General features: G+C 44.2%; 18 protein-coding genes. 3 read left to right on the plus strand and 15 right to left on the minus strand.

From position 1 onward, the window contains the following. Nucleotides 1-3: 3 nt before the first annotated feature. From GVN16_RS10565 to GVN16_RS10590, 6 genes are all read right to left on the minus strand, one after another. Nucleotides 4-726, minus strand: coding sequence for a carboxypeptidase-like regulatory domain-containing protein (locus tag GVN16_RS10565; protein WP_166563850.1), 723 nt, complete (start codon nucleotides 724-726; stop codon nucleotides 4-6). Further along, on the minus strand, nucleotides 726-1,559 hold the full coding sequence (locus GVN16_RS10570) for a phosphatidate cytidylyltransferase (RefSeq protein WP_166563851.1): 834 nt from the start codon (nucleotides 1,557-1,559) through the stop codon (nucleotides 726-728). Before GVN16_RS10570 ends, GVN16_RS10565 begins: the two co-directional genes overlap by 1 nt. Continuing rightward, nucleotides 1,543-1,761 (minus strand): DUF2007 domain-containing protein, encoded by a 219-nt coding sequence (locus GVN16_RS10575; RefSeq protein WP_166563852.1) that lies wholly within the window; start codon nucleotides 1,759-1,761, stop codon nucleotides 1,543-1,545. Before GVN16_RS10575 ends, GVN16_RS10570 begins: the two co-directional genes overlap by 17 nt. Nucleotides 1,762-1,772: 11 nt before the next feature. Then, nucleotides 1,773-2,369 carry a gliding motility lipoprotein GldD gene (gene gldD, locus GVN16_RS10580; protein ID WP_166563853.1) on the minus strand — a complete coding sequence of 199 codons (597 nt, stop codon included), beginning with the start codon at nucleotides 2,367-2,369 and terminating at the stop codon, nucleotides 1,773-1,775. Between the two features lie 208 nt (nucleotides 2,370-2,577). Next, on the minus strand, nucleotides 2,578-4,092 hold the full coding sequence (locus tag GVN16_RS10585; protein WP_166563854.1) for a hypothetical protein: 1,515 nt from the start codon (nucleotides 4,090-4,092) through the stop codon (nucleotides 2,578-2,580). A gap of 102 nt (nucleotides 4,093-4,194) precedes the next feature. Further along, on the minus strand, nucleotides 4,195-5,505 hold the full coding sequence (locus tag GVN16_RS10590; RefSeq protein WP_166563855.1) for a hypothetical protein: 1,311 nt from the start codon (nucleotides 5,503-5,505) through the stop codon (nucleotides 4,195-4,197). 277 nt (nucleotides 5,506-5,782) lie between these two features. Here GVN16_RS10590 and proS point away from each other — a divergent pair, with 277 nt between their 5' ends. Further along, nucleotides 5,783-7,255, plus strand: a complete 1,473-nt coding sequence (gene proS, locus GVN16_RS10595; RefSeq protein WP_166563856.1) for a proline--tRNA ligase — start codon at nucleotides 5,783-5,785, stop codon at nucleotides 7,253-7,255. Nucleotides 7,256-7,382: 127 nt separating this feature from the next. Then, complete coding sequence (locus GVN16_RS10600) at nucleotides 7,383-7,802, plus strand: peptidylprolyl isomerase (protein WP_205748830.1); 420 nt, start codon at nucleotides 7,383-7,385, stop codon at nucleotides 7,800-7,802. Nucleotides 7,803-7,857: 55 nt separating this feature from the next. On the opposite strand, the gene GVN16_RS10605 is transcribed toward GVN16_RS10600, so the two are convergent. Then, a complete protein-coding gene (locus GVN16_RS10605) occupies nucleotides 7,858-8,817 on the minus strand; it encodes a methylenetetrahydrofolate reductase (RefSeq protein WP_166563857.1) in 960 nt (319 codons plus the stop codon). A gap of 154 nt (nucleotides 8,818-8,971) precedes the next feature. On the opposite strand from GVN16_RS10605, the gene GVN16_RS10610 reads away from it, so the two are divergent. Next, nucleotides 8,972-9,817, plus strand: a complete 846-nt coding sequence (locus tag GVN16_RS10610) for a hypothetical protein (RefSeq protein WP_166563858.1) — start codon at nucleotides 8,972-8,974, stop codon at nucleotides 9,815-9,817. Nucleotides 9,818-9,883: 66 nt separating this feature from the next. Here GVN16_RS10610 and GVN16_RS10615 read toward each other — a convergent pair whose 3' ends face one another. The 8 genes from GVN16_RS10615 to ggt all read right to left on the minus strand — a co-directional run bounded on the left by GVN16_RS10615 (nucleotide 9,884) and on the right by ggt (nucleotide 24,626). Beyond that, on the minus strand, nucleotides 9,884-12,187 hold the full coding sequence (locus GVN16_RS10615) for a TonB-dependent receptor (protein ID WP_166563859.1): 2,304 nt from the start codon (nucleotides 12,185-12,187) through the stop codon (nucleotides 9,884-9,886). Nucleotides 12,188-12,362: 175 nt separating this feature from the next. Then, nucleotides 12,363-14,078 carry a lysine--tRNA ligase gene (lysS, locus tag GVN16_RS10620; RefSeq protein WP_205748831.1) on the minus strand — a complete coding sequence of 572 codons (1,716 nt, stop codon included), beginning with the start codon at nucleotides 14,076-14,078 and terminating at the stop codon, nucleotides 12,363-12,365. Between the two features lie 182 nt (nucleotides 14,079-14,260). Next, nucleotides 14,261-15,367, minus strand: coding sequence for a hypothetical protein (locus tag GVN16_RS10625; RefSeq protein ID WP_166563860.1), 1,107 nt, complete (start codon nucleotides 15,365-15,367; stop codon nucleotides 14,261-14,263). 147 nt (nucleotides 15,368-15,514) lie between these two features. Beyond that, nucleotides 15,515-16,699, minus strand: coding sequence for a histidinol-phosphate transaminase (locus GVN16_RS10630; RefSeq protein WP_166563861.1), 1,185 nt, complete (start codon nucleotides 16,697-16,699; stop codon nucleotides 15,515-15,517). A gap of 27 nt (nucleotides 16,700-16,726) precedes the next feature. Then, nucleotides 16,727-17,206, minus strand: coding sequence for a hypothetical protein (locus GVN16_RS10635; RefSeq protein WP_166563862.1), 480 nt, complete (start codon nucleotides 17,204-17,206; stop codon nucleotides 16,727-16,729). Nucleotides 17,207-17,233: 27 nt separating this feature from the next. Beyond that, a complete protein-coding gene (locus GVN16_RS10640; protein WP_166563863.1) occupies nucleotides 17,234-18,700 on the minus strand; it encodes a SusD/RagB family nutrient-binding outer membrane lipoprotein in 1,467 nt (488 codons plus the stop codon). Nucleotides 18,701-18,734: 34 nt separating this feature from the next. Then, nucleotides 18,735-21,902 carry a SusC/RagA family TonB-linked outer membrane protein gene (locus tag GVN16_RS10645; RefSeq protein WP_166563864.1) on the minus strand — a complete coding sequence of 1,056 codons (3,168 nt, stop codon included), beginning with the start codon at nucleotides 21,900-21,902 and terminating at the stop codon, nucleotides 18,735-18,737. A 954-nt stretch (nucleotides 21,903-22,856) separates the two neighbouring features. Continuing rightward, a complete protein-coding gene (ggt, locus tag GVN16_RS10650) occupies nucleotides 22,857-24,626 on the minus strand; it encodes a gamma-glutamyltransferase (RefSeq protein WP_166563865.1) in 1,770 nt (589 codons plus the stop codon). Nucleotide 24,627 lies beyond the last annotated feature (1 nt).

A 24,627-nucleotide genomic window follows, 5' to 3' on the forward strand; every position in this document is an offset into this window, starting at 1 on the left:
CCGCTAATTGTTGCCGCCATTCCGGAATATATTGTCCCTGCTGCCACCTTTTTCGGTAGGTACGTAATCAGCTCCTTTCCATGATTTATCCTTGAGGGAGCCGTTCTTGACCGACTTGATAAAGTTAGCCCAGGCAAAAGGGTTGAGCAAAGGGTTCATGGTAGTCGTTCCCCTGGCCTGTAGCTGCATGAGTTGCTGGTCCATGGCATACCGGTAATTGGCCCCTGATCCCATGGCCTGCATGGACATTGATCTCTTGACACTTTCGCTGCTGAAATTCTTCTCCAGGTTTTCACGTTCCTTGGCATCCGGAAGCTCCATTTCAACGAGGGCAAGTTTAAATTCTTCTTCCGTTCTGAAAGGATAAACTTTAACTTCTTTTAACATTTTAGCATCCTCACTCAGCTCTACAACAGCAGAATAATTGAGGTCGACGTTTCTAGGTATGATATGGAATTGTTTCTTGAATCCGAGGTAGGAAAACAGGATGGAGTCGCCCGGAAAAACCTCTATGACGAAATAACCCTTGGAGTTGGTCAAAGTACCTCTTCCGGCCCTGTGATTGATGATGTAAGCCCCCGGAAGTGCCTCATCGGTCTTTCCGTCAATGACAAAACCTGAGAAAGTTACGAATTTTTCTTCGCCCTGGGCAAAGGCATCAGAGCTCAGCAGAAAGGATAATCCGATCAGTACAAGGCAGGTATATTTTATATTTTTAATAGTCATCACGAGAAAAATTTCAGAAAAGTAACAATAAATGGCATAGAAAGCAATAGGCCGTCGAATCTGTCTAAAAAACCTCCGTGCCCCGGTATCAGGCTGCCTGAATCTTTGATGGCAATACTTCTTTTGAAAAGAGATTCAACGAGGTCGCCCAATGTACCTGTTACAACAATAATTACGGCAATTGAGATCCATAAATAGAGATCATAAAAATCATGGTACCTTGAAAAAATAAACGCTGCAGCAAGTGCAAATATTGCCCCGCCGAAGAATCCCTCCCAGGTTTTCTTAGGCGAAATCCGCTCGAATAATTTCCTTCTGCCCAGAAACCTGCCCGCAAAATAGGCCCCTGAATCATTGACCCAGAGGATCACCAGGATGCCGATCACCAGGTAGGGCCTGTAAATGCCTTTCTCGATGACGATTTCGTTCAGCAGGGCAAACGGGATGGCTACATAGATAACCCCCAGGAACGTGTACCCGAGGTTTTCAAAGGGTTTATTGTCCTTTTTCTTGTACAACTTAATAAAGAAAGTGGCCGTAAGAAGCGGAATAATAAGATAATAGAATACAAACGGAACTTTATCGGTTTCAATCAGGAAAGTGAGGGCGTTGATGAAAATGCCACAGAAAGTGCCATACGATGAAAGCGGCAGGTTGCCGTTTAAACCCAGGAGTTTGTAAAATTCATATTGCGTCAATGCGGAAATCAGCAAAAAAAGGGCCCAGAAAGTATATGCATCGAAAAGTATACAAAAAATGATGAGCGGCACAGCCACCAGAGCGGCTATAATTCTTTGCGTAAGGTTTGAATACTGATCAATTTTTTTCTTCATTTTTTATAAAATCATTAATTATAGTTAGGGCAATATCTTTTTCGGTGACCGATACCATCAGTTCACTTAATCCGAAAACCGGATAGTTGTGATCTACTTTGTTGAGAATAACGGCCTGGATGTCGTGGTTAAGCAGCTCGTTTTTAATCAGTTCTACTTTGTACTCGTTGTTGTCGTGATAAATTTTAATCCAGTTATCCATAAGGTGGGCGTTTATTTGTTTTTCCAGTTAAGGGTTTCCATCAGGTGTATACAGTCTTTTTTCAGGTAATTGATAACAGGCAGCAGCGAATCATTCATTGTCGCTTGCTCAAGATAGACAGCTCCGCGTAAAAAATGCCTGGTGGTATCGGTCAGGTAAAACTGAAAGTGGCTCGGCACTTCGCCTTCCAGCTCAATCACGATGGCACTTTTACCGTTTTTCAGATTTATTTTCTTCTCTTCTTTATAGTTGGCCTTGACCAGGTGTCTGTAAGCCAGTTTGTAGGCATCTGCTATGTGGTGATCCAGTTTATCCGTATCGCCGTTGAGCGGTTTGTAGGTAAATTGTATCCTGGCGTCGAGTTCAGGATAATAGACAATGATCCAGTGAGGTTCTGCCTGCCCGACCGTATCAGGCTGGATAATGGCATGTTTTGAGTATTGGAAAGTATAGGGATGATCCTCAGTAAGTTGCTGATATTCATGTTTTGGCAACTCAATCCTGTTAAATCCCTTGGGCTTCGGGGTATAATCCGAAGAGCCGGTTGCACAAGAAATAATCAGGGCAGAAAATAAAATAAAATGTATAACCCTAGGCAAAATCCGCATCCTGAAAAGTATTTTAGATGGTAGCAAATATAATTTATTTTGACTTAATACACTAAAAATTTGCACTCCCCCGGAACATTAACACTTAAAATAGCTTAACGGCTTTTTGGATAAGCCCTGTTGACAAAAGCTAATGATCTTAATATTAAAGTAATAAAGCCTGGCAATCATCAGATTGCCAGGCTTTAAAATAGTGTTTTTATACTGCTCAGAAGAAAGTACCGACGGTTACCGATACCACACCCTGGGTTCTTGAAAGTGCTGCTGAAGCATAGTTTTCAGGATTGCTGATGGTGTATGGGGTAAAGGCTGACTTCGAGGTCATTCTTGAGTATCCCAGGTCGGCAAAGAAGTTCTGGGCCCTGTAGCCGGCTCCCAGCGACAACTGTACCGTTGATTTGCTGTTGGCTGATGATTCGTTTCTGTAAGGGGTGTTTAGCAGGTTTACTCCTCCTCTCAGACGAATGTTACTCACCCTGATTTCAGCCCCTGCTTTCAGGTTCAATACATCTTTGTAAGTATCCTGGATGCCGCTTTTCTGATCACTTGACCATCTTGCATCTTCAGAGTCTTTGATGCCCATTTGTCCGTATCCTATATATTCAGCTTCCACGTTGATCACACCCAGTTTGGAGGGAAGAAAAACCGCCGCTCCGAGGTTTCCTCTTAACGGAGAAGTCAGTCTGTATCTGAAGTCGTTTTCTACGGTGTACAGGGTTTTGCGGTCAACGGTAATTGTGCCAGGCAGCGGATCGATCGTAACTTCAGAACCGATAGATTCCCTGATTCTCATGGCAGTAGGAGTGGTAACGTTCAAACCGATACTGAGTACTTTAGAGGCTCTGATGATTCCGCCTAAGGTCAGGTTAATCCCTGTTCCGTTTACGTAGAGGTCGTCACCATATAAAAAGCTTCTGAAAAGCTCTCCTTTCGGGAAACTTTCAGCGTGATCGGTCAGCTGGTTGAAATTCAGGTTCTGAATCCCTACAGAAGCTCCCAGGTAGGTCTTATCGTCGAAATTGATACCGTAGCTGATGTTGAATTGTCCTAATGAACCGGTTTCCCGTACTTTTCCGGACTGGACCACCGGAACGCTCAGTTCGCTGGCTACATAGTTATTGTTTCCCGTATGATCGATCAGGTAGGCCTGATAATACATGGAGGTAGGGGTCTGGGCAATGCCGGTGCTTCCGTCATACTCATCTTCCAGCACCTGGGTGGAAACATTTTCAGAAGTGGCTTTTTCTGCAAAGTAATCAGAAATAGAGCTTTTGTTATTGCTTCCGTTGTAGACAAATTCGTTGTTGAAGTTGGCCAGGGTATTGTAAGACAAGCCGAAAGCACTTCTTTTTTTACGGGTACCTACACCGTTGTTACTGAATACAACTGCGGCCTGGCCGATATTCAGCCTGGAGCTCGAAAGTGGGCTGCTTTGTCCTATGTATTCTGATTTGACGTTCTGAGTGTTGTAAAGCGGTGTAATACTGAACTCAGATTTGTTATAAAACCCTAAGCCTGCTGGATTGAGAAAGATGTTGCTCGCATCTCCGCCCAGGGCAGAAAAAGAGCCTCCCATACCACGCGTTCTTGCCGTTCCGAAAGAATTATAGTTAGAGAATTTAAACGCATCTTCGCCGTAGAAATGACCATTGATTGATAACTGGGCATGGCTGTTAAAACTAAAGCCGAAGGCTAAAATTGAAAGAACGGTTATCCTTTTCATAATTGTAAACTGAAAATATGGTAGATTTTGAAAAAAGAATCCCCGCCAATACAATTTGGTAATCAGCGGGGAATAAAATTTTATTTCAAGCCGTTTAACGGATTATCTCGGACCTCTTGAAGAGCCACCTGATGATGATCCGCCGCCGGAGCTGCCTCTGCTACCTCCTGAACTTCCTGATGAGCTCGGAGAAGGAGATGAGCTTCTGCTGCTGTTCCAGCTGTTGCTGTTTGATGAGCTCGAGCCACGGCTGTTGCTGTTATCGTATGATGACGACGGACGGCTGTAGCCTGTTGAAGAACTTCTCGACGAGCTCGACGATCCTCTTGAGTAGGACGACTCAGAAGCAGATCTTGACATTCTTGACGGGTTCGAATAAGAACCGGCGTTTGAAGATGATGATCTGTTGTTGTCAAAGCTTCTTGAAAGTGAACTGCTGCCTGGGTTAGATGATGAACCTCGGGCATAAGAGTCGTAGCTGGCCGGTCTTCTTGACGAAGGATCGTAGCTGCTGCGGGTGTTGGCTGTACCTCTTGAAGATTCAGAAGTGCCGCCTGTCCACGAACCGTTTTTACGATCTGCAGGTCTTGAATTAGTGCCTGTGTAGCTATCTCTGCTTACACCGTCTGAATTTCTTCTGCCGCCGTTGCTGGCTACTGAAGGTCTCACAGTGTTGGTAAATCTGTCGTTATAAGCAGCGGTGTTTCTGCCGCCTTCTCTTGTTCCGTAAGTTCTTTTACCGGTGGTGTAACGGTTGTCACCCCAACTGTTGCCGTAATAAACCGGCTGGTATCCGTAATAAGGAGAACCATACCCGTATCTTGAGCCCCAACCGCCATAATAGGCCATTGAGTTGTATCCCCAAGGTGAATAGCCCCACGAATTGTAACCCCACGGAGAATATCCCCATGAATTACCGAAGAATGGATCCATCATACCCCATGACATGTAAATGCCGCTGCTCCACGGAGAGTATCCCCATGAATTGTAACCCATTCCACCCCAGCTGTTATATCCGCCCCAGCTGTTAAATGAATTCCAGCCGAAAGGAGAGTAAGCAAAACGGTTGAAAGGAGAATTCCAGCCCATCGGTTGGGTCCATGAATTGTCGTTCCATCCCTGACTGTAACCATCTGCATATCCGTCTGAGTATCCCGGAGTCGGCGTATTCGCTCTTTTCAGACTGCGGGAGGTAAGGTATTCTTCATCGAAGTATTCTTCAGAGCTTTCTGCCGGTTGTCCTCCGTAAACCCTGTCATAAGAATCATCATATGGAGTGGATTCAACAGAAGGAGATGCCTGTTTCGAATACGCCTGGGCGTAAAGAACCGGAGCATCTGCTGATGAAGCGTACATATCGTCATATTCACCTTTGGTGGTGATAGACTTGTTTGTACATGCAGAAAATCCCATTAACGCAACAATGGTTAAAACATTTATTGAATTCAGGCTTTTCATTATAATAGTATTTTAAAGTGTAATAAATTCCGATTAATACTTAGATACATTTTATAGGGCTAAGGTTGCATTGTGCACCCAAGTATTTTTTCATTTTAATAACGAACTTAAACGTTATTTAGTTACAAAACTAATGGAAAAACTTATATTTGCAAGATAATTCGGAAGTGTTAACATTTAAATTAACACATGAAATATTTCAAACTAATTCTTAAAAGGTATTCGATAAAAGATGGCAAAAGGACTTCCAACACGTAGTGAAAATTATTCAGAATGGTACAATGAATTAGTTAAAAAGGCAGATTTGGCTGAAAATTCGGCGGTAAGAGGCTGTATGATCATCAAACCGTACGGTTATTCAATCTGGGAAAAAATGCAGAGGGCTTTAGATGACATGTTCAAGGAAACAGGTCATTCGAATGCTTATTTTCCTTTGTTTATACCCAAATCATTTCTTTCCAAAGAGGCTTCCCATGTGGAAGGGTTTGCCAAAGAATGTGCAGTGGTAACGCATTACCGTTTAAAAAATGATCCGGATGGCAAAGGTGTGATTGTAGACCCGGAAGCCAAACTGGAAGAGGAGCTGATCGTGAGACCAACCTCTGAAACCGTGATATGGAGTACTTATAAAAACTGGGTCCAGTCTTACAGGGATTTACCGATATTAATCAACCAGTGGGCGAACGTGGTGCGTTGGGAAATGCGTACGAGGATTTTCCTGAGAACTGCCGAGTTCCTGTGGCAGGAAGGGCACACCGCACATGCTACCCAGAAAGAAGCGGAGGATGAAACCCGCCAGATGCTGGAAATATATGCCCAGTTTGCTGAAGAGTGGATGGCTTTGCCGGTGATCAAGGGGGCCAAAACTGCCAATGAACGTTTTGCCGGAGCAGAAGAAACCTTGTGTATTGAGGCGATGATGCAGGACGGAAAAGCACTTCAGGCAGGTACTTCTCACTTTTTGGGACAGAACTTTGCCAAAGCTTTTGATGTGAAGTTTCAGGATAAAGCCGGGAACCTTGAACACGTGTGGGGTACTTCATGGGGTGTGAGCACCAGGTTAATGGGTGCTTTGATCATGGCTCACTCGGATGATAACGGATTGGTACTGCCTCCGAAACTGGCTCCTATCCAAGTGGTGATCGTGCCGATTTTCAAAGGTGATGAGCAACTGGATGCCATCAGCGAAAAAATTGACCCGTTGGTGAAAGTACTGAAATCTAAGAAAATCAGTGTGAAATTTGATAAGGATGACCAGGCTCGTCCGGGCTGGAAATTTGCCGAATATGAATTGAAAGGTGTGCCTGTAAGGGTGGCTGTAGGGATGAGAGACCTCGAAAGCGGTACTGTTGAAGTAGCCAGAAGGGATACCCTCGAGAAAAGCGTCGTGCCGATCGAAGGTCTTGATGCTTATATTGAGCAATTGCTGGAAGATATTCAAACCAATATATATAAGAAGGCCCTGGATTTCAGGACGGAGAATATTTTTAAGATAGATACCTGGGATGATTTCCTTGTTCAGATTGAAAAAGGTGGCTTCCTGAGTGCTCACTGGGATGGTACTTCTGAGACGGAGGAAAAGATCAAGGAACTCACCAAAGCGACAATCCGTTGTATACCTTTGGATACTGAGGAAGAGGCCGGATCTTGTGTGTTTTCGGGAAAACCTTCTGCTCAAAGGGTGGTTTTTGCGAGGGCATATTAACAGGAGAAAGGAGAACGGAAAACAGGAGAAGGGAAAAAGGAGGACGGAGATCGGAACACGGAAAAACAGCAGGGGGAAGACCTGTCCGGCAAGTAAATTTTTTAGAGTAACAAATTAATAAATACATATGGTTAAGAGTGGCAACACGGTGTCGGTCCATTACAAAGGCACACTGAATGACGGAACTGTTTTTGATAGTTCAGAAGGAAGAGAGCCGCTTCAGTTTGAAGCAGGTAGTGGTATGGTAATCAAGGGATTCGACGAAGGGATTCTTGGCATGCAGGTAGGAGAGAAGAAAAATATTCATATTGCGGTGGAGGATGCCTATGGTCCGGTAAATGAGCAGATGCTGTTCAAGTTTGACCGCTCAGAAATTCCGGGTGATATTCCCCTGGAAGTAGGTGGTACCCTTAACATGCATAACGGAGAACAGGCTATTCCTGTCATTATCAGGGAAGTAACTGAAAGTGCGGTGTTGATGGATGCCAATCATCCGCTGGCAGGGCAGGAGCTCAATTTTGAGCTGGAGCTGGTAGCCATTTCATAAAAATCAAAAGAGGCTGTCTTTCCCAGGGCAGCCTCTTTTCTTCATAAAAAAGTCTTTAAAAAACTTTCCTCGCCACAGCCATGGTGGTGGTCGATTTGCTCATCGTGTAAAAGTGAAGAGCAGGCACTCCGAAAGAAATGAGTTCCTTACACTGCTGCACACACCATTCCACACCGATCTGACGGGCAGTTTTATCATCTTTTGCTTTATCAATTTCACTTCTGAATTCCTCCGGCATATCCAGGTAAAATAGCTTGGGCAGCACGTCCAGTTGTTTTTTAGTGGCCAGTACTTTCAGGCCTGGGATGATCGGAATATTAATGCCGTTTGAGCGGCATTTTTTAACAAATTCAAAGTAACGGTTGTTGTCAAAAAACATCTGAGTCACCAGGTAATCCAGTCCTGCATCTACTTTTTCTTTCAGGAATTTAAAGTCAATGTTCTGATCATCAGCTTCATAATGCTTTTCCGGATAAGCCGCTCCGCCTATACAGAAATCACTCTTGCTGAGATACTCAGACTCTTCGTGAAGGTATTTGCCTTGATTCATTTCCCTGATCTGCAACACCAGTTCGGAGGCATATTTATGCCCTTCTTTCATCGGTTTGAAATAGGTGTAAGGCTTGGCAATATCGCCTCTGAGGGCCATCACGTTTTCTATGCCCAGGTAATTAAGGTCTATCAGGAGGTCTTCTGTTTCGTCTTTGGTAAATCCGCCGCAAAGTATATGAGGAACAGGGTCAATATGGAATTTGTGCATGATAGCAGAGCACAAACCTACTGTTCCGGGTCTTTTTCGTGTTTTGATCTCTTTAACAGAGCCGTCAGCCTGTTCTTTGAGCAGGTATTCTTCACGATGATAGGTGACGTCAATAAACGGTGGTTTCAGCTCCATCATGGGTTCAATGGCATCCAGCAATTCGTCGATCTTTCCTCCCTTGGCGGGTGGGATAATTTCTATTGAGAAAATGGGTTTGCCTTTTGAAGCAGCCAGGTGTTCTGTTACTTTAGCCATAAAATTCGATTTACATAATACCGGTGGATTACCGATGTCTCCGCAAAAATAAAAAATTCAATAAGCTTAACAGAAATTATGCAGAAAGATTAAATCTAATTTTCTAATTTTAGAAAAATTATCTAAAATCAAACAAAAAAAACCTCCTTAAAAGATGAAAAAACTATTATTTGCACTGGCCATTCTGGCTGTGCCCATGTTAACTAAAGCCCAGGACCTTAAAAATTACGCCGGAACTTATACATTTGAGAATGCGTCTTTTTCCAAAGTTGAAGTGAGTGTTGAAAACGGAAAGCTTTTCGGATATGAAGAAAGTGCCGGAAAACACGAACTGAAGCCGGCGGGAACTGCCGATGTTTATAATATTGACGGCATGGACGGACAGTTCATTTTTGGCAGAAATCCTGCTAAAGTGGTTGTCAGGGCTACGATTAAGGTAGAGGGTAATCCTTTTGAAGGGAAAAGGGTATTTCCTGCCAAAACAGATTATACAGGCGTTTATACCATTTCGGGAGCTCCTTTTGAGAAATTAACGATTACGGTTGAAAACGGGGCTTTGCAGGCAGATGCTCCGGGTGTAGGTAAAGGTGAGCTGCTGGAAACTTCCAATATTGACGAATTCCTTGAGCCGAACAATGACGCCATTATTTCATTTTCAAGAGAGAATAAGGAAGTAACTGCCTTGGTTATAGCGGTTCAGGGGTCTTCGATTCCGGGGACAAAACAAAAAGCCGGTAGTAACACTGGTAATGAATATGCAGGTAAGTATGTCTTCGAGGAAGGCTCTCCGATTGACGCTGTAATGGTGGAATTGAAGGATGGTAAATTGTACGGAAGCACCTCTCAAGGGTCTGCCGAATTGAGACCAACCAGTACAAAAGACGAATATGATGTGATAGGATATGACGGCAAAGCCACCTTTAAAAGGGACAGTACGCAGAAGATTTCGGGACTGACACTGGCTGTTCAGGGGGCAAGTCTTAATGCTACCAAGAAATAAAGCCAATCCATAAGTAAAAAATTAAGAGGCCTGAAATTGATTTTTCATGGCCTCTTTTCTTTTTTATCAGAACTCTATCCGGTAATTCAGCATCGGTACGAGTCCCATCTGGTATTTGGTGATGACTTTTTTCTGGTAAGTGTCATAATAAGAAAACGCCACGTTTTTGTATCCGGCAACATTCTGGAGGTCAACAGACAGCGTACGCGAAAACTTAGTTCTTGACCTTTTAAAATAAACTCTCAGGTCGGGTCTGAAATAGTCGGGATTTTTGACGGTTAACGGACGAGTGTAATCAAAGCTTGTCGTCTGGTTCTGTTCAGACTTGGCCAGGTCTATGTTGTAATCCCTGAATCCTCCCAGCCATACGACGCGGCCGTTAATGCCCAATATTCTTGATTTAGTCCTGGCCCATTCTTTCCCCAAAGTGAGATTTACGATGTGGTTGCCGCTGAAACGGGTTTCGTAATATTTATCGTCAAATGCCAGGAACTGGGCTTTATACAAAGTGGTATTGATCAAGGCAAAGAAGCCTTTTGATAAGTATTTCTGGTAGGTAAGCTCGATGCCGAAATTGCGGCCTTTGCCTTCATTAACAAAAATAAAAGGTCTGGCAAAAGAAACCACCTCAATGTCATTCAATGTAGAATAGTAGCTTAACTGCGGAGCACTCGAAATAGGGTTGACCGGGTCCGGTACATTTGATATCCCCTGGTAATATAGCTCTGTTTTCAGAAAAGAAGCATCCTTGAAATCAATTTTATACTGCAAGACATAGTGCTGAGACTTGATTGGCTTGATATCTTTTGCCAGATAAAGTACAGACGCAGCAGGTGTCTGGCTGTGCAGGCCATAAGCCAGGTTAATGTTCTGGCTGGAAGTTAGCTGGTAACCTACAGAAGCCCTTGGCTCAAGGGTGGAGGTATTGTTATACGTGTAATTCAGGTTGTGAAGACCAACGTTGAGGCTCAGTTTGTCATTAAATGACTTGCTGAGGGATACAAACGGCTGAATGACGACAGATGAATAATCAAATGAGGCATTCATTTTATCGTAACTTAACTGGTCATATTGCCTTGTCAGGAAAAGCCCGGCTTTGAGGCTGGTTGAGCGGTTCAGTTTTCCATTGATGATTCCTGAATAAGATATCCGGGTTTTGATGGTCGAATCAAATTCTGCAGTTGGTTTTAATCCTGTGCTGAAACGGGAATTGTCCAGCCCTGACATGACCAGTACATTTTTAAGGTTCCAGTTTTTGTTCAGGTTTTTGCTTTGGGAAATACCTGCTACACCCATTTTACTTTTAAATGTGATGTTCTGAAGGTCTTTTTCTGATTCCCAGGTCGTGGCATCCGGGTCAGATTTGAAAATATTGCTGCTATTCCCGCCCATAGCAAAGACGGAGATTTCTCCCAGTCTTTTTGTAGGGAAGTTTAGTTTGAGAGAAAGATCTTGGAAAGTGATGCTCTCTCCGCCGAAATCAATGCCCATCAATCCCAGTAAACCTGTAAATGAATAACGGTAGTTAATGAGGTAGCTGCTGCCTTTCTGACGGTTTAAGGGGCCTTCAGAGGCGATATCCACACCCACAAGCCCTGCCTGGACGGTGTGCTCATATTTCTTATTGTTACCTTTTCTGAACCGCATGTCCATAATGCCGGAAAGGGCGTTGCCGTATTCGGCCGGGAAAGCACCGGTCAGAAAATTCATGCTGCCCAGCAACTGGGCCGATAATATATTGGTTCCGCCACCGGTTTGGGTAGCTCTGTCTCCGAAAGTTCCGGCGTTGCTGAGGTGATTGGGATTGACGATCTCAACGCCTTCGAGTCTCCACTGCATGCCGTTGGGCGAATTACCCCTGATAGCCATGCCGTTGGCCTGGTCGTTGGTGTTGGCTACACCTGCAAACGAAAATGCCAGCCTGGCAGGATCAAGGAAGGTTGCCGGAAAACGCTGCACCTGTTCCATCGTGATGGTGTTCAGACTCGTCAAAGCCCCGGAAAGGTTAGGGGAAGCCGCCTTCACGCTGATTTCGTTGAGATTGGTCAGCGAGGGGGTAAGGGCTATTTCTAAAACCAGTTCTTTCGATGACTCCAGCAATAATTCTTTGATGGTCTGCGGAGCATATCCGACAGAGGTAACCAGCAGTTCGAGTCTTCCAAGGGAGACTTCCGTAAAGGTAAAATTACCCTGGTTATCAGTTTGGACGGTTTTTCCCGTACCGGCAATACTGACGGTAGCCGATTCCACAGGAGAATGTGACTGGGCATCGCTGATCCTGCCCCTGATGGTTTGTGTCTGCTGTGAAAAAGCACAGAAGGTAAAAGTCAGGTAAGCGAGCGTCAGAAGTATTTTTTTTATGAACATCATCAGGGATTATTAAGATTGGCGACTATGGAAGTCAAAAAAACAAAATTATCGAATTATTCGGTTGATGCAGCCTTTTATGAGGATGATTGTCGTCATAAATCCGGTTTATGGCGAAAAAAGAAGGGTTTCTAAGTATGATTTAGAAACCCTCCGGATTTATTTAGGAAGAAATATCTCAGGCCACCCAGGCTTCAACTTCTTCTTTAGATGGCATTTTTTCGTCGATTTTCAGTTTCTTACGCATGCCACCCAGGTCATTGAATATCTTGTTGGGATTGGCTCCTTTCAGTCCTTCGATGGTCAGAAAGCCCATTTTCTGCAGGGCCGGAATCCAGACTTTAGGAACACCCACTGCTTCATAATCTGCTTCCGTGGCTTGTTCGGCTTTTTTCTCCGGTCTCATCTGAGGGAAGAACAATACTTCCTGGATGCTTGAATTGTTGGTCAGCAACATCACCAGGCGGTCGATACCGATGCCGATACCGGCTGTAGGCGGCATACCATACTCAAGTGAACGGATAAAGTCTTCGTCCATCGCCATGGCTTCTTCATCTCCTCTTTCGGCCAGTTTCAGTTGTTCCTCGAACCTTTCACGCTGATCAATCGGGTCATTAAGTTCCGAATAGGCGTTTGCCACTTCCTTACCATTAACAAACAATTCGAAACGCTCTACCAGACCCGGTTTGCTTCTGTGTTTTTTGGTCAGGGGCGACATCTCAACCGGGTAATCAATGATGAACGTCGGCTGGATCAGGTGAGCTTCCACTTTTTCGCCGAAAATTTCGTCGATCAGTTTGGCTTTGCCCATGGTGTCGTCGATTTCCATGCCCCACTCACGGCAATATTTTCTCGTTTCTTCTTCAGAAAGCGGGGTAATGTCCACGCCGGTATATTTTTCAATGGCTTCCAGGATGCTCAGGCGGGCAAACGGGCCTGCAAAATCAATTTCATTTTCACCTACTTTAAATTTGGTGTCTTCATGAACCGCCAGGGCTACTTTTTCAAAGATTTCTTCGGTGATCTGCATCATCCATTCGTAGTCTTTGTAAGCCACATAGAATTCAAGGGATGTGAATTCGGGGTTGTGGGTCCTGTCCATACCTTCATTTCTGAACATCTTTCCGAACTCATAAACACCTTCAAAACCACCGACAATCAGTCTTTTAAGGTACAATTCATTAGCAATACGCATATAAAGCGGCATGTCCAGTGAATTATGGTGTGTTTTGAAAGGCCTCGCAGCGGCTCCTCCGTGGATAGGCTGCAGTATTGGTGTTTCCACTTCCAGCCAGCCTTTGTCATCAAACATCCTTCTCATGGTGCTGATAACTTTGGCTCTTTTGATAAATGTATCTTTAACTTCCGGGTTAACGATCAGGTCAACATAACGCTGACGGTAACGGAGCTCCGGATCTGTGAATCCGTCAAAAACCTGTCCCGACTCGTCTCTTTTAACCACCGGAAGTGGTTTAAGCGACTTGTTAAGGATCGTGAATGAGGTAACATGCACAGAGATTTCGCCGGTTTGGGTAGTGAAAACATAACCCTTCACCCCGATGATGTCCCCGATATCCAATAGCTTTTTGAATACGGTATTGTACAAGGTCTTATCTTCTCCCGGGCAAAGATCATCTCTTCTGAAGTAAAGCTGAATGCGGCCTGTTGAATCCTGTAATTCGGCGAAAGAAGCCGAGCCCATGATCCTGAACCCCATCAGACGGCCTGCCATGCTGATGTCTTTATATTCTATCTTCTGCTTTTCGTAGTAATTGTGAATTTCACTGGTGGTAACATTTACCGGAAACAACTCTGCAGGGTAGGGATTGATACCCATCTGCATCAGTTCTTCTCTTTTTTGTCTTCTTAATAACTCCTGTTCGCTTAAAAGCATGATTCTGTTTTTTATGAATGAGATCAACCCGGATAAGCCATCCGTGTTTAATAAAATGCAAAATTAGCTAAAAGAGTGTAAATCATAAGGATGAATAAAAAAATAAACGGCGACAAACCTAAATTTGCCGCCGCTATCGGATCAGATAAGGGTTTTATGTGATATTCTTGAAGTTAAATTTATTAGTTTTTCATCATGGGGTCTGAGATTCTTACAAAAACACGGCCTAACAGGTTCGGAACAATACCCAGCAGGATCAGGATAAATCCTGAAGCTACAGTAACCGTCGGATTTACAAATAATTTACCGGCTGATAGAATGCCCAGAATTAATAAAGTCGAGAAAGGCAGCGAAAATGCCAGGATCAATACGGCCAGCTCCAGGTTGAAAGTCCTTTTTTCTTTCGGAAGTTCCAGGCTGTCTTCTTTGGCATTGAAGGCTGAAATGTGAGCAAACGGCCAGAAACTGGCAGAACTTTGGGGAATGACCGTGGCAATCAGCACCATGGTCGGATCTGTGATATGCAGCAACTTGATGACAATGGCACTGAAAAGCAAGGTGATTCCGGCCCTGAAAGCCAGGATGGAGAACACCATTCTTTTGTTGCCTTTTTTCAGCTGAACGGCCAGTCCGATAAAAATCAGCACCAACGGTGTCATCATGGCACTGGTTTTGTCAAAAAGGTCAGCTACAATGGGAGGGACAGACTTGTAGTTATAGCCGAAGCCCAGCAAAACAAGGGCCGCGATCATGATCAGGTTAATGGGCTCTTTGAAAAGGCTTATGATCAGACTTTTGATTTTCTCACCCACACCGCTGCTTTCTGATTTGGTGTTGCGTAAAAACATGTTCATAGCTACCAGGTACAGGAATATAAGCACGAAAAACTTATTTCCCACATCGGCCAGTGCACCCATGGCCAGGCTTTCTTCTCCTAAAAATTCAGAAATAAAAGGAAAGCACGACAAGCCGGGAGCAAGGGAAGGAACCAGCATGGTGACGGTTCTTCCGACAGAACTGTTTTTATCCACCCCAAAGAAACTGAGCAATGGCGGAGTAATAAAAAACATGAAAAAGTTGAAAACAATGGTCAGAACTGGCACAAAGATCATCTTCGAGTCGATATTGATCTTCATTAAGGCAATAAAAATGGTAGATGGCAGGGCCACCGATAAGACAATCTCCTTTATGCCGTTGGTTTGGTCTTTATTGCTGAATTTAGATTTTAACAGTAAACCTAAAACAATCAAAAGAATCAAAGTTATGGTTTTTTCTAGAGCACCATTCATTTTGTTATACTTTAATTTTCTTTGGAGGTTAATTGAAATTGGAAATAACCATAGCAAAGGTGGAACATGGATTCATACCTTCAGATTATTAAACAGGAAACCCGGGCTGCGGTGTAAAATCTGCCACAGCCCGGGTTAAAAACCTTATCAGCTGATTTCGCCGAGGCTTTTGATAAATAGTTTCATCTCGTCCATTGTACCGATACTTACACGGCAGTAAGTCTGGTTCTGGATATCAAACGAACGCACGCCGACGCCCTTCGCAGTCATTTTGGAAAGCATGTCCTTGCCGTTCATTTTGATCGGGAACAACACGAAGTTGGTATAAGAAGGAATGTAGGTGTATCCTAATTTACCCAATTCGGCATAGATATAATCTTTGGCTTCAGAGTTTAACCTGATGGTCATTTCCTGGAATGCAAGATCGTCGATAGAGGCAGTGGCAGCCGCTATGGAAGTATAGGCAATGCCCATTCCGCCACGGGTGATCTTGTTGATGCTCTCAAGGAACGACGGCAAAGCAGCGATATAACCGATTCTTAATCCGGCCATACCCATTACTTTAGAGAAAGTACGGGCGATGATCACATTTTTCTTTTTAGAAAGAAGAGAAACCATGCTTTCGGTACCTTTTCCGGCAGCCAGCTCAAGATAAGCTTCATCGATGAAAATAGGCACTTTTTCAGATACTCTTGAACAGAAGTCAGTCAGCTCCTGGGTAGAAGTGATGGCTCCGGTCGGGTTGTTCGGGTTACAGATATAAACCAGTTTGGTGTCTTTATCTATAGCCGCTTCCATGGCTTTCAGGTCATGCGACCAGTCTTTTTTACATGGCACAGCTTTCCAGGTAGCTCCTACAGATTCAGCCACACGGATCAATGACATATAAGTAGGATCAGCAGAAACGATATTGCCACCTTTCATGAAAAGTACCAATGCCACTTTTTCAAGCAAATCTGAAGAACCAGGTCCCATCATGATATGATCAGGAGTAACGCCCTCTTTTTTGGAAATTTTTCCGATCAGGTCGAACATTTCTTTCCAGGCATAACGGTTACCGCCACCTACGGACTCAACCACTGCTTTTTTAGCACTTTCAGGCGGACCGTAAGGGTTTTCGTTAGAATTCAATTTTGCTTTCATTACCGGCGGAAAAGGCTCAGCCAGGAAATGCTCTCTCACAAACGGACTGTAAATGATTCTGTTTTGTGCGTCAATCTGCACAGGTGCGTTTGAGAATGCACCCATACTAAGGTGAGGAGCAAGTGCGATACCGCCTAATGTCATCAGGCTTGATTTTAGAAGACTGCGTCTGTCCATTTTTTGGTTCATGATAAAAGAAAGATTAAGATTGATTTGTTAATTTGACCCTGCTATTCTGAAATATTTTGTAAAAGACACCCCTTTGTGGGTACCCGAAGCCATCATTAAAACGGAGGTGCTCGTTGTAGGTGTAGCTACTCCCAAAGCACTCCATGCCACTGTCAGGGGAGCCACGCCGTTAGCGTTGGTGCTCGACTGACCAACCGTCGCCCCTGTTGCTCTCAGTTTGTAGGTAATCTGCAATCCTGAAACAGGGATAGAATCAATACCCACTTTATAATCAAGCAAGCCGGTTTTGTCAAGTTCAAAGATCACCAGACCCACATTGGTTGAAGCAGAAATGGGAGAAGTGACGGACGGTTCGGTAGTAAGTCCTGAACTCAGTACACCGTTGGCACCTTTGACCAATACCAGTACCGGTGAAACTGTTCTGTCAACAAACGGGTCGTCTACTTTGCAAGACGCAGCAAGAGCAACCACTGCCAGTAAGAATAAGTATTTTATCGATTTTTTCATTTTTCTGTCGTTTAAATTTTTCCTTGATTACTCCACCCACCACAATTTAACCTGCATATTGTCTGTTCCGACCAAACTTATCGCTGCATCGAGCTTCGCTTTGTTCAGAGAATATTCACTGGTCGGGTAAGGCAACCTGGTTGGGATAACCCCGTTGTTTTCAAATACTGCACGCAGGTCTTTGGCCGGCATCACCGGAAGTCCGGTCCTGCGGTATTCTGTCCAGGCTTCTATGCCCTGGCCAAACAAAGCGATCCATTTCTGATCCATGATCTTGGCCTTGGTGACTGCTCCCACTGTGGTGTAATAATCAGCAGGCATCGTGGCTTTGAACTGGGCAAATGATGCTGCAATACCGTCTTTGAAGTAAGTTTCAGCACTTCCGGAAATGTCACCGTCTATTGCTGCTTCAGCCAGGATAAATTTAAGTTCAGCATAAGTCATGATCACACTTGGTGCAGCATCAGCTACAAAGGCGTTTCCGATAGTAGAAGCCGAACTCAGGTACGTAGTGGCAATGGCATCAGGCAATCCGTTTGGAATTCCTGTGAAAGATCCTCCGACAGGGTTTCCGAAAACTGAAAGACGGGTGTCTTTTAGTGCTGACAGCTTATCTACAAGTGTCTTACTGAGGTTCCAGTCAGTACGGCCGTCAACGATCATTACCTGGTTCCATACATTATTGCTCGGGCGTGTAGCCGTATTCTGAAGCAAAGCATTGTCGGCATTCGAAGTGAAAATAGGGTAGGTAGTAGGATTTCCCAGTATTTCCGCGAAGATGGCCTTTGATTCTGCACTTTTCTTGGCAGCCTGACGGTTAGCCAGACGAAGACGCAGCGAGTTCGCAAACTTTTTCCACTTCAGGATATCTCCGTTGAAAAGGATGTCTCCTGAAACTGTAGGGCCGCCCACTGTCAGTTTTTCGTTGGCACTTTTCAGATCTGCCAGCAAACCTGCATAAACCACTTCCTGAGAATCATATCCCGGAGTATAAACCGGCTCTGCTGAGGTACCTTTCAGGGCTTCTTTATAAGGAATAGGGCCATAAAGATCGGTAAGCAACGAGAATACCCATGAACGCATTACCAGGGCAATTCCCTCATAGTTGGTATTCACCATCGTACCACCGGCTTTTGACTGGGAAATGACCCTTTCAAGGTTGACCAGGGAATTGTTATAAAGGATTGTCCAGTTATTGGTATAAAACGCCGGGGTGATACCGTAGCTGTCGCCTTCGTTAGAATAGATGTTCCTGGCAAAATACTGTGTCCATAGCATCGCTCCGTCAATGTTGAGACGCTGAAAACGGGTAGTGCCACCCCAGTAGTTGTCAACACTTTGCTCAATGGCATAAGGCAGCAGGTACTGAGGGCTGATATTTGTCGGGCTATTCGGGTCTATATTCATTTTGTCGAAGTCGCCTGTACACGATATCGAAGTGAGTACGCCCAGAACAGTCACTAAAATCAATATTTTTATTTTTAATTTCTTCATGATCATTCAAAATTTAGTTGTTCAAATACCTTAATTAAAATCCAAGAGACAGGTTAAAGCCGATACTTCTTGAAGATGGCAGGTTACCATAGTCAAATCCCTGTGCGTTACCACCATAGGCATCCACTTCAGGATCAATATGAGGGTGGTTGCTGAACAGCATCGCCAGGTTACGTCCGACCACTGAGATCTTGGCATTCTGAATTTTCAGTTTATTCAATGCACTTTCAGGTATTCTATATCCGAATGAGACTTCTCTCAGTTTCACATAGCTCGCGTCAAAAATGGCAGCTTCGTGGTATCTTCTCGGGTTGTTATAGGCAATCAACTGGTTTGTTGCTACGATCACATCATTCGGTACGTAATTCGGGCTTTCAGCCGTTCCGATGTTCATCACACCCTTACCGATGATGCCTTCCTCGCGTCCAAGGGCTGTTTCCGCATACTGGCCTGTCCAGCGGGCTGTTCCGGTCCCTTCGTCAAACATATCACCGCCGATTTTGGCATCAATCAGTGCACTCAGTACAAATCTCTTATAGCTGAAGGTATTTGAGAAACCTCCGATCCAGTCAGGCTGAATATTTCCGAGTACCCTTGGGGTGCTGCTTACCATAGGAAGACCGTCTTTGTAAATGATCTGTCCATCAGGAGCATGTTCGAATCCGATACCGAAAAGAGAACCATATGCATCGCCTACACGGGCCAGAGACGATAGTCCCTGTCTTGTGACAAGGGTATAAGTCGTCAGGCCTTCTGCCAGTTCAACCACCTTGTTCTTGTTTTTGGCAAAGTTCAGACCGACTTCCCATTTGAATCCTGAAGAGATTTCAAGCGGCGTACCGGTTAATGAAATTTCAATTCCTTTATTCGTGATCTTACCTGCATTCAGGGTTCTTTGGTTATAACCGCTGGCTTTAGAGATTTCTACACCAAGAATCTGGTTTTCAGTCGATTTGGTATAGTATGTCACATCCAGGCCAAGCTTGTTTCTCAGGAATCTTAAGTCAACTCCGAACTCAACTCCGGTGGTGATTTCAGGTTTAAGAGTAGCGTTGGCAATGGTCAGGTTTTCATAATATTCAGGAGTAGATCCATTCCATGACGTTCCGGCGTTGAATGTCGGGGTCAGCTGATAAGGAGAGGCATCGCTACCCACCTGGGCCCAGCTGGCTCTCAGTTTACCAAAAGACAAGATGCCTGTAGGTACTGAAAGCAGATCAGTGATTACAGCACTTCCCGAAACCGAAGGATAGAAATATGACCTTGCGTTGGCAGGTAAGGTACTTGACCAGTCATTACGTGCTGTAACATCCAGGAACAAAGCATTTTTATAACCGAACTGAGCAGAGCCGTACACACTTTGTACTTCAGATTTCATAATTCTGCTGGCCACTGTGTTCTGAGAAGGGTTGGAGTTGGCCAGGTTGTAAACCCCGTCTACCACCAGTTGACCTACGTTGGTATAGTTCCTTTTGTAATAATTCAGACGCTGAGCACCACCGGCCTGTACCACCACTGAAAATTCTTTACCGAAAGTTTTGTCATAAGTAAGCAGGAAATCATGGTTGGTTTCCTGGCTTCTCAGGATTTCTTCAGAATAAGCACCCGGAGTCCAGTTACCGTTTCTTACACGCTCAAAGTTTCCGATGTTGATACGGGTATCAGACCATACGTCAGTACCGGTTCTGAGCATGGCATTCAGGTTTTCGGCTAATTTTATGTTCAGGGAAATGTTTCCAAGCAAACGATCCTTGTCGTTGTCATTCGGTAACATCTCGTTGGTATAGAATGGGTTGGTAAAGAAAGTATGCTGCCAGTTAGGCGGATCTGTGTCCGGTAATTTACCGGCAACTACCCTGTTGATGCTGATGCCAGTGTAATCTCTCCAGTTGGCCAGCTGATCCCACGAAACGTGTCTGTGCGACCAGATGAAAGTCTGGCTGGAAGCAAAGTTTCTGTTTCCACCCGACTTGATATATTCACCGGAGCCTGTCACCGTCAGGAATTTATTTACCTTATAATTGGTGTTCAGTCTGAAGTTATTTCTTTTAAACGTGTTGAACGCTGCAATACCTTTCTGATCCACATTGGAATACGCCAGTCTGAAGCTACCCTTGTCGTTGCCACCCGAAAGTGCCAGCGAGGTGCTCAAAGTCTTTCCTGTATCCCAGAACTCATCCCAGTTATTAGGCTGAGGTGTTAAAGGAGCTACATCTGTGCCGGTAAACCACTGTCTTACGAGTCTGCCGTCCATCGGGGCTCCCCAGCTTTCATCTGTACCGTCGGTACCTGTAGTCGAAGCAGACACTGAGCCGTAGGCAGCCTTGTATTGCTCATAAGCATCAGGCTTGATCACGCCGCTCCATCCGTCCGAATACCAGGTTCTGTAGCCGTTACCGCCACCGTAAGTATTCTGGAAATTGGGTTTGATGAAAGGTCTTTCAAAAGTATAGCTTGTGTTGAAGTCTATTCCGAGGCCTTTGGTTCCTGCACCATTCTTGGTAGTAACGAGGATTACACCGTTAGATGCCCTGGAACCGTACAGAGCTGCTGCGTTTGGTCCTTTAAGAACAGATATCTCTTTAATATCATCAGGGTTGATTTCAGACAGACCACCACCTTTGGTTTTATCGTATTGCTGCTGAAGAGGCACACCATCCACTACGTAAAGTGGTTCGTTGTTGCCTGAAACGGAAGAGGAACCCCTGATCTGGACTGTTGATCCGCTACCCGGGCCACCGTTTGAGGTAATTCTTACTCCGGCGATTTTTCCGGACAGGGCGTTCACAACGTTAGTCGAGCGTGACTCTGTCAAGCTTTCCCCTTTGACCTCTTGCTGTGAAAACCCCAAAGACTTTTTTTCGCGTGAAATACCTAAGGCTGTTACTACTACTTCACTCAATAGTTTGGTATCGGGGGCCATGATAACATCAAGCTTGGATTTGTTTTCAACTTTAATTTCAATGCCGGCATAACCGATGGCACTGAAAACCAAAACCGCATCTGAAGAAGGTACTTTGATCGTAAAAGATCCTTCGGCGTTGGTTATGGTACCGATACTGGTACCTTTAACAAGGACGGAAACTCCGGGTAAAGACCCTTCGCTGGCAGAACTTACAACTCCTGAAACCACTTTTTCCTGGGCGAAAACAAAAGAGGAAAAAGCAATCAGCATGTAAATCAACGGTACAACTCTCTTCATAATCATCTTTAGTTTAGTTTAATTCACGTTATTTTAGATTTACCACCAACCTAAACCATATTTATCTCCGACCGCTCAGATATAAGTCTATAGTTTAATGTCGGTGGCAATGAGAACGTCTCCCTGAACCTTTCTTCCGGAAACGCACATTAATTGTGGTCAAACGAAACCATCGCCAAAAACTACGACAGTCTCATCACTTAGTGCTTTGTTGTACTACCTTTTTACATTTGATCTTAATAAACAGGAATTTATCAAGTCCGCGTTGTGGCCGGAATCCAGCCATCTTATTTTGTATCAGCTGTTCACTTTTTGCGGTCGGAAGTAAACAGTAGAAGAATTCTTAATTGTATTATTTTAATAAATACAATTCAATGTTAAAAATAAAAATTAATTAATGGAAAATAATTTGGCAAAAAGATAAAAAAAATGAAAAAAAACATAATAATGTTAAATGCAAGATAGAAATTATGCAATTTTTTTTGATTTTGAAGAATTTTATACTTTTTGCTTTAAGTTAATTTTAAGTTTAAAAATTGCTAGTTATGTGTTTAAAAATTAAAATTTTGTTGATTTTTGGTTTAATATTATACGTATTCTTATGGTATTTTTATTAAAATGATAAAAATAAGTTTGAAAATAATTTTAAAAACTTGTTTGATAATTGTATTTATTATAGTTTTGCTGATGTATTTCATCAATCGCCTAAGAATCATTATTTGTTCCCTAAACTATAAGCAAAAAGAAAGCCCCGGATTTCGGGGTTTTTTCTTTTATACCCCTTTCCGTTTGTTTTGATCTGGTAATAATCCGTGAAACGGACCTTTGTGACAGAATGCCCGCAGAGCCGGTTTTTGCGGCAGGCAGGTCTTGACATAGTATAATGCTACCTTTAAATAAAAAAGCCGCTGATCTGTTCAGCGGCTTTTCAATGGTATTAAACAAAGGTGAGTCTCAATATCCTATACTCGTGTTGTCAGCCCGTGGGTCAGAGGCTCCTTCAAGGACGCCCCCGGGGTGTAGCATAATGCAATCCATACGGCCCAAAGTGCCTTTCTGGGCGTCAATGATATAGCCCCTGGCCCTCAGTTTCTCCACCGTCTTGTCTGAAAAGGCATTGGGTTCATAGACCGTCCTGTCAGGAAGCCACTGGTGGTGAAATTTCAGGGCATTTACGGCCTGTTGCATCGTCATGCCATGTTCTGTTACATTCAATATCGTCTGGAACACTGAAGTGATGATGGTAGATCCCCCCGGAGTACCTACGGTCATGAAAAATTTACCGTCCTTTTCAACGATGGTGGGTGTCATGGAAGAAAGCATTCTTTTCTCCGGCTGAATTTCGTTGGCTTTGTTGCCGATCAGCCCGAACATGTTCGGTACACCGGCTTTGATGCTGAAGTCGTCCATTTCATTGTTCATCAGGAATCCGCCGCCTTTTACAACTACTTTACTGCCATATCCCCCGTTGAGGGTGGTGGTGATTGAAACAGCGTTACCTTCCTTATCTACCACAGAATAGTGGGTGGTTTCATCTGATTCGTATCCCGGCACATCACCGCCGCCTACATCCTTGCTGTCTGAAGCCTTCGCAAAATTAAAATCGGCCCAGCGTTTATTCAGGTATTCATAACTGATCAGTTCTTTGATCGGCACTTTTACAAAATCCATGTCACCCAGCCATTTGGAGCGGTCGGCATAGACCCTTCTTTCGGCTTCTATCATCACCTGGACGGTTGAATCGGAGTTCCAGCCCCATTTTTTCAGCGGAAAAGGCTCGACTGTTCTCAGCAATTGCATCAGGGCAATTCCACCGCTCGAAGACGGTGGCATGGTAATGATCTTATAGTTTTTATAGGAAGCAGCAATAGGCTCTCTCCATACAGAATGATATTTTTTCAGGTCTTCGTGAGAGATGATGCCACCTCCGTTTTTCATTTCACTGACAAGTAGGTCGGCCACTTCGCCTTCATAAAATCCCTCACGGCCTTTTTTCTGTATCAGTCTCAATGTCTTGCCAAGGTCCTGCTGAACCAGCAAGTCTCCTTTTGCCCACGGTCTTTTATCCGGGTGTATAAAATAAGTGGTGTTGTCACCATTCACTTTCATGAAATTGCTTTTCTGGTTGTTTAGTCCCAAAGCTTCCCTGTCGGTCAGTACAATGCCTTTTTCTGCAAGGTCAATAGAAGGCTGGACGATTTTTTCCCAGGACAGTTTTCCGAATTTTTTATGCATTTCGGTCATCCCGTCTACAGAACCCGGCACACCGCTCGCGAGGTGTCCGAGGAGGCTCAGTCCCTGTATCACCTCACCTTTGGCATCAAGGTACATGTCCCTGCTGGCTTTTAAAGGGGCTTTTTCTCTGAAGTCCAGGGTGTAGGCCTTGCCGTTTTTATCCCTGATTACCGCAAATCCGCCCCCGCCAAGGTTACCCGCAAAAGGAAAAGTGACCACCAAGGCAAAATGCGTGGCGATAGCGGCGTCAATGGCATTACCACCGGCTTTGAGTATTTCTACACCTACTTTGGAGGCTTCGGGATGGGCTGAGGCCACCATGCCGTTTTCACCGGTTACTCCTTTTTTATCCGAAAAGAAGGGCTTCTGATCGGGGTCTTCAACAAACAGGGAGAAGAGGTCTTTTGGCTCAGAGCTTTTTACCGGTTTCTGACCTGTTTTACAGGATATTACAATAGACAGAACTACAAGGCAGGTAATTTTTTTCATA

The sequence above is a fragment of the Emticicia sp. CRIBPO genome (genome assembly GCF_009905725.1).
GTDB lineage: Bacteria > Bacteroidota > Bacteroidia > Cytophagales > Spirosomataceae > Leadbetterella.

What these genes read in the sequence shown, in the direction of transcription:
- GVN16_RS10625 (WP_166563860.1), bottom strand. Translation starts at nt 15,367, where the DNA reads ATGAATGGTGCTCTAGAAAAAACCATAACTTTGATTCTTTTGATTGTT.
- GVN16_RS10590 (WP_166563855.1), bottom strand. Translation starts at nt 5,505, where the DNA reads ATGGGATTTTCTGCATGTACAAACAAGTCTATCACCACCAAAGGTGAA.
- lysS (WP_205748831.1), bottom strand. Translation starts at nt 14,078, where the DNA reads ATGCTTTTAAGCGAACAGGAGTTATTAAGAAGACAAAAAAGAGAAGAA.
- GVN16_RS10635 (WP_166563862.1), bottom strand. Translation starts at nt 17,206, where the DNA reads ATGAAAAAATCGATAAAATACTTATTCTTACTGGCAGTGGTTGCTCTT.
- GVN16_RS10630 (WP_166563861.1), bottom strand. Translation starts at nt 16,699, where the DNA reads ATGAACCAAAAAATGGACAGACGCAGTCTTCTAAAATCAAGCCTGATG.
- GVN16_RS10570 (WP_166563851.1), bottom strand. Translation starts at nt 1,559, where the DNA reads ATGAAGAAAAAAATTGATCAGTATTCAAACCTTACGCAAAGAATTATA.
- GVN16_RS10610 (WP_166563858.1), top strand. Translation starts at nt 8,972, where the DNA reads ATGAAAAAACTATTATTTGCACTGGCCATTCTGGCTGTGCCCATGTTA.
- ggt (WP_166563865.1), bottom strand. Translation starts at nt 24,626, where the DNA reads ATGAAAAAAATTACCTGCCTTGTAGTTCTGTCTATTGTAATATCCTGT.
- gldD (WP_166563853.1), bottom strand. Translation starts at nt 2,369, where the DNA reads ATGCGGATTTTGCCTAGGGTTATACATTTTATTTTATTTTCTGCCCTG.
- GVN16_RS10615 (WP_166563859.1), bottom strand. Translation starts at nt 12,187, where the DNA reads ATGATGTTCATAAAAAAAATACTTCTGACGCTCGCTTACCTGACTTTT.
- GVN16_RS10640 (WP_166563863.1), bottom strand. Translation starts at nt 18,700, where the DNA reads ATGAAGAAATTAAAAATAAAAATATTGATTTTAGTGACTGTTCTGGGC.
- proS (WP_166563856.1), top strand. Translation starts at nt 5,783, where the DNA reads ATGGCAAAAGGACTTCCAACACGTAGTGAAAATTATTCAGAATGGTAC.
- GVN16_RS10605 (WP_166563857.1), bottom strand. Translation starts at nt 8,817, where the DNA reads ATGGCTAAAGTAACAGAACACCTGGCTGCTTCAAAAGGCAAACCCATT.
- GVN16_RS10575 (WP_166563852.1), bottom strand. Translation starts at nt 1,761, where the DNA reads ATGGATAACTGGATTAAAATTTATCACGACAACAACGAGTACAAAGTA.
- GVN16_RS10565 (WP_166563850.1), bottom strand. Translation starts at nt 726, where the DNA reads ATGACTATTAAAAATATAAAATATACCTGCCTTGTACTGATCGGATTA.
- GVN16_RS10645 (WP_166563864.1), bottom strand. Translation starts at nt 21,902, where the DNA reads ATGAAGAGAGTTGTACCGTTGATTTACATGCTGATTGCTTTTTCCTCT.
- GVN16_RS10585 (WP_166563854.1), bottom strand. Translation starts at nt 4,092, where the DNA reads ATGAAAAGGATAACCGTTCTTTCAATTTTAGCCTTCGGCTTTAGTTTT.
- GVN16_RS10600 (WP_205748830.1), top strand. Translation starts at nt 7,383, where the DNA reads ATGGTTAAGAGTGGCAACACGGTGTCGGTCCATTACAAAGGCACACTG.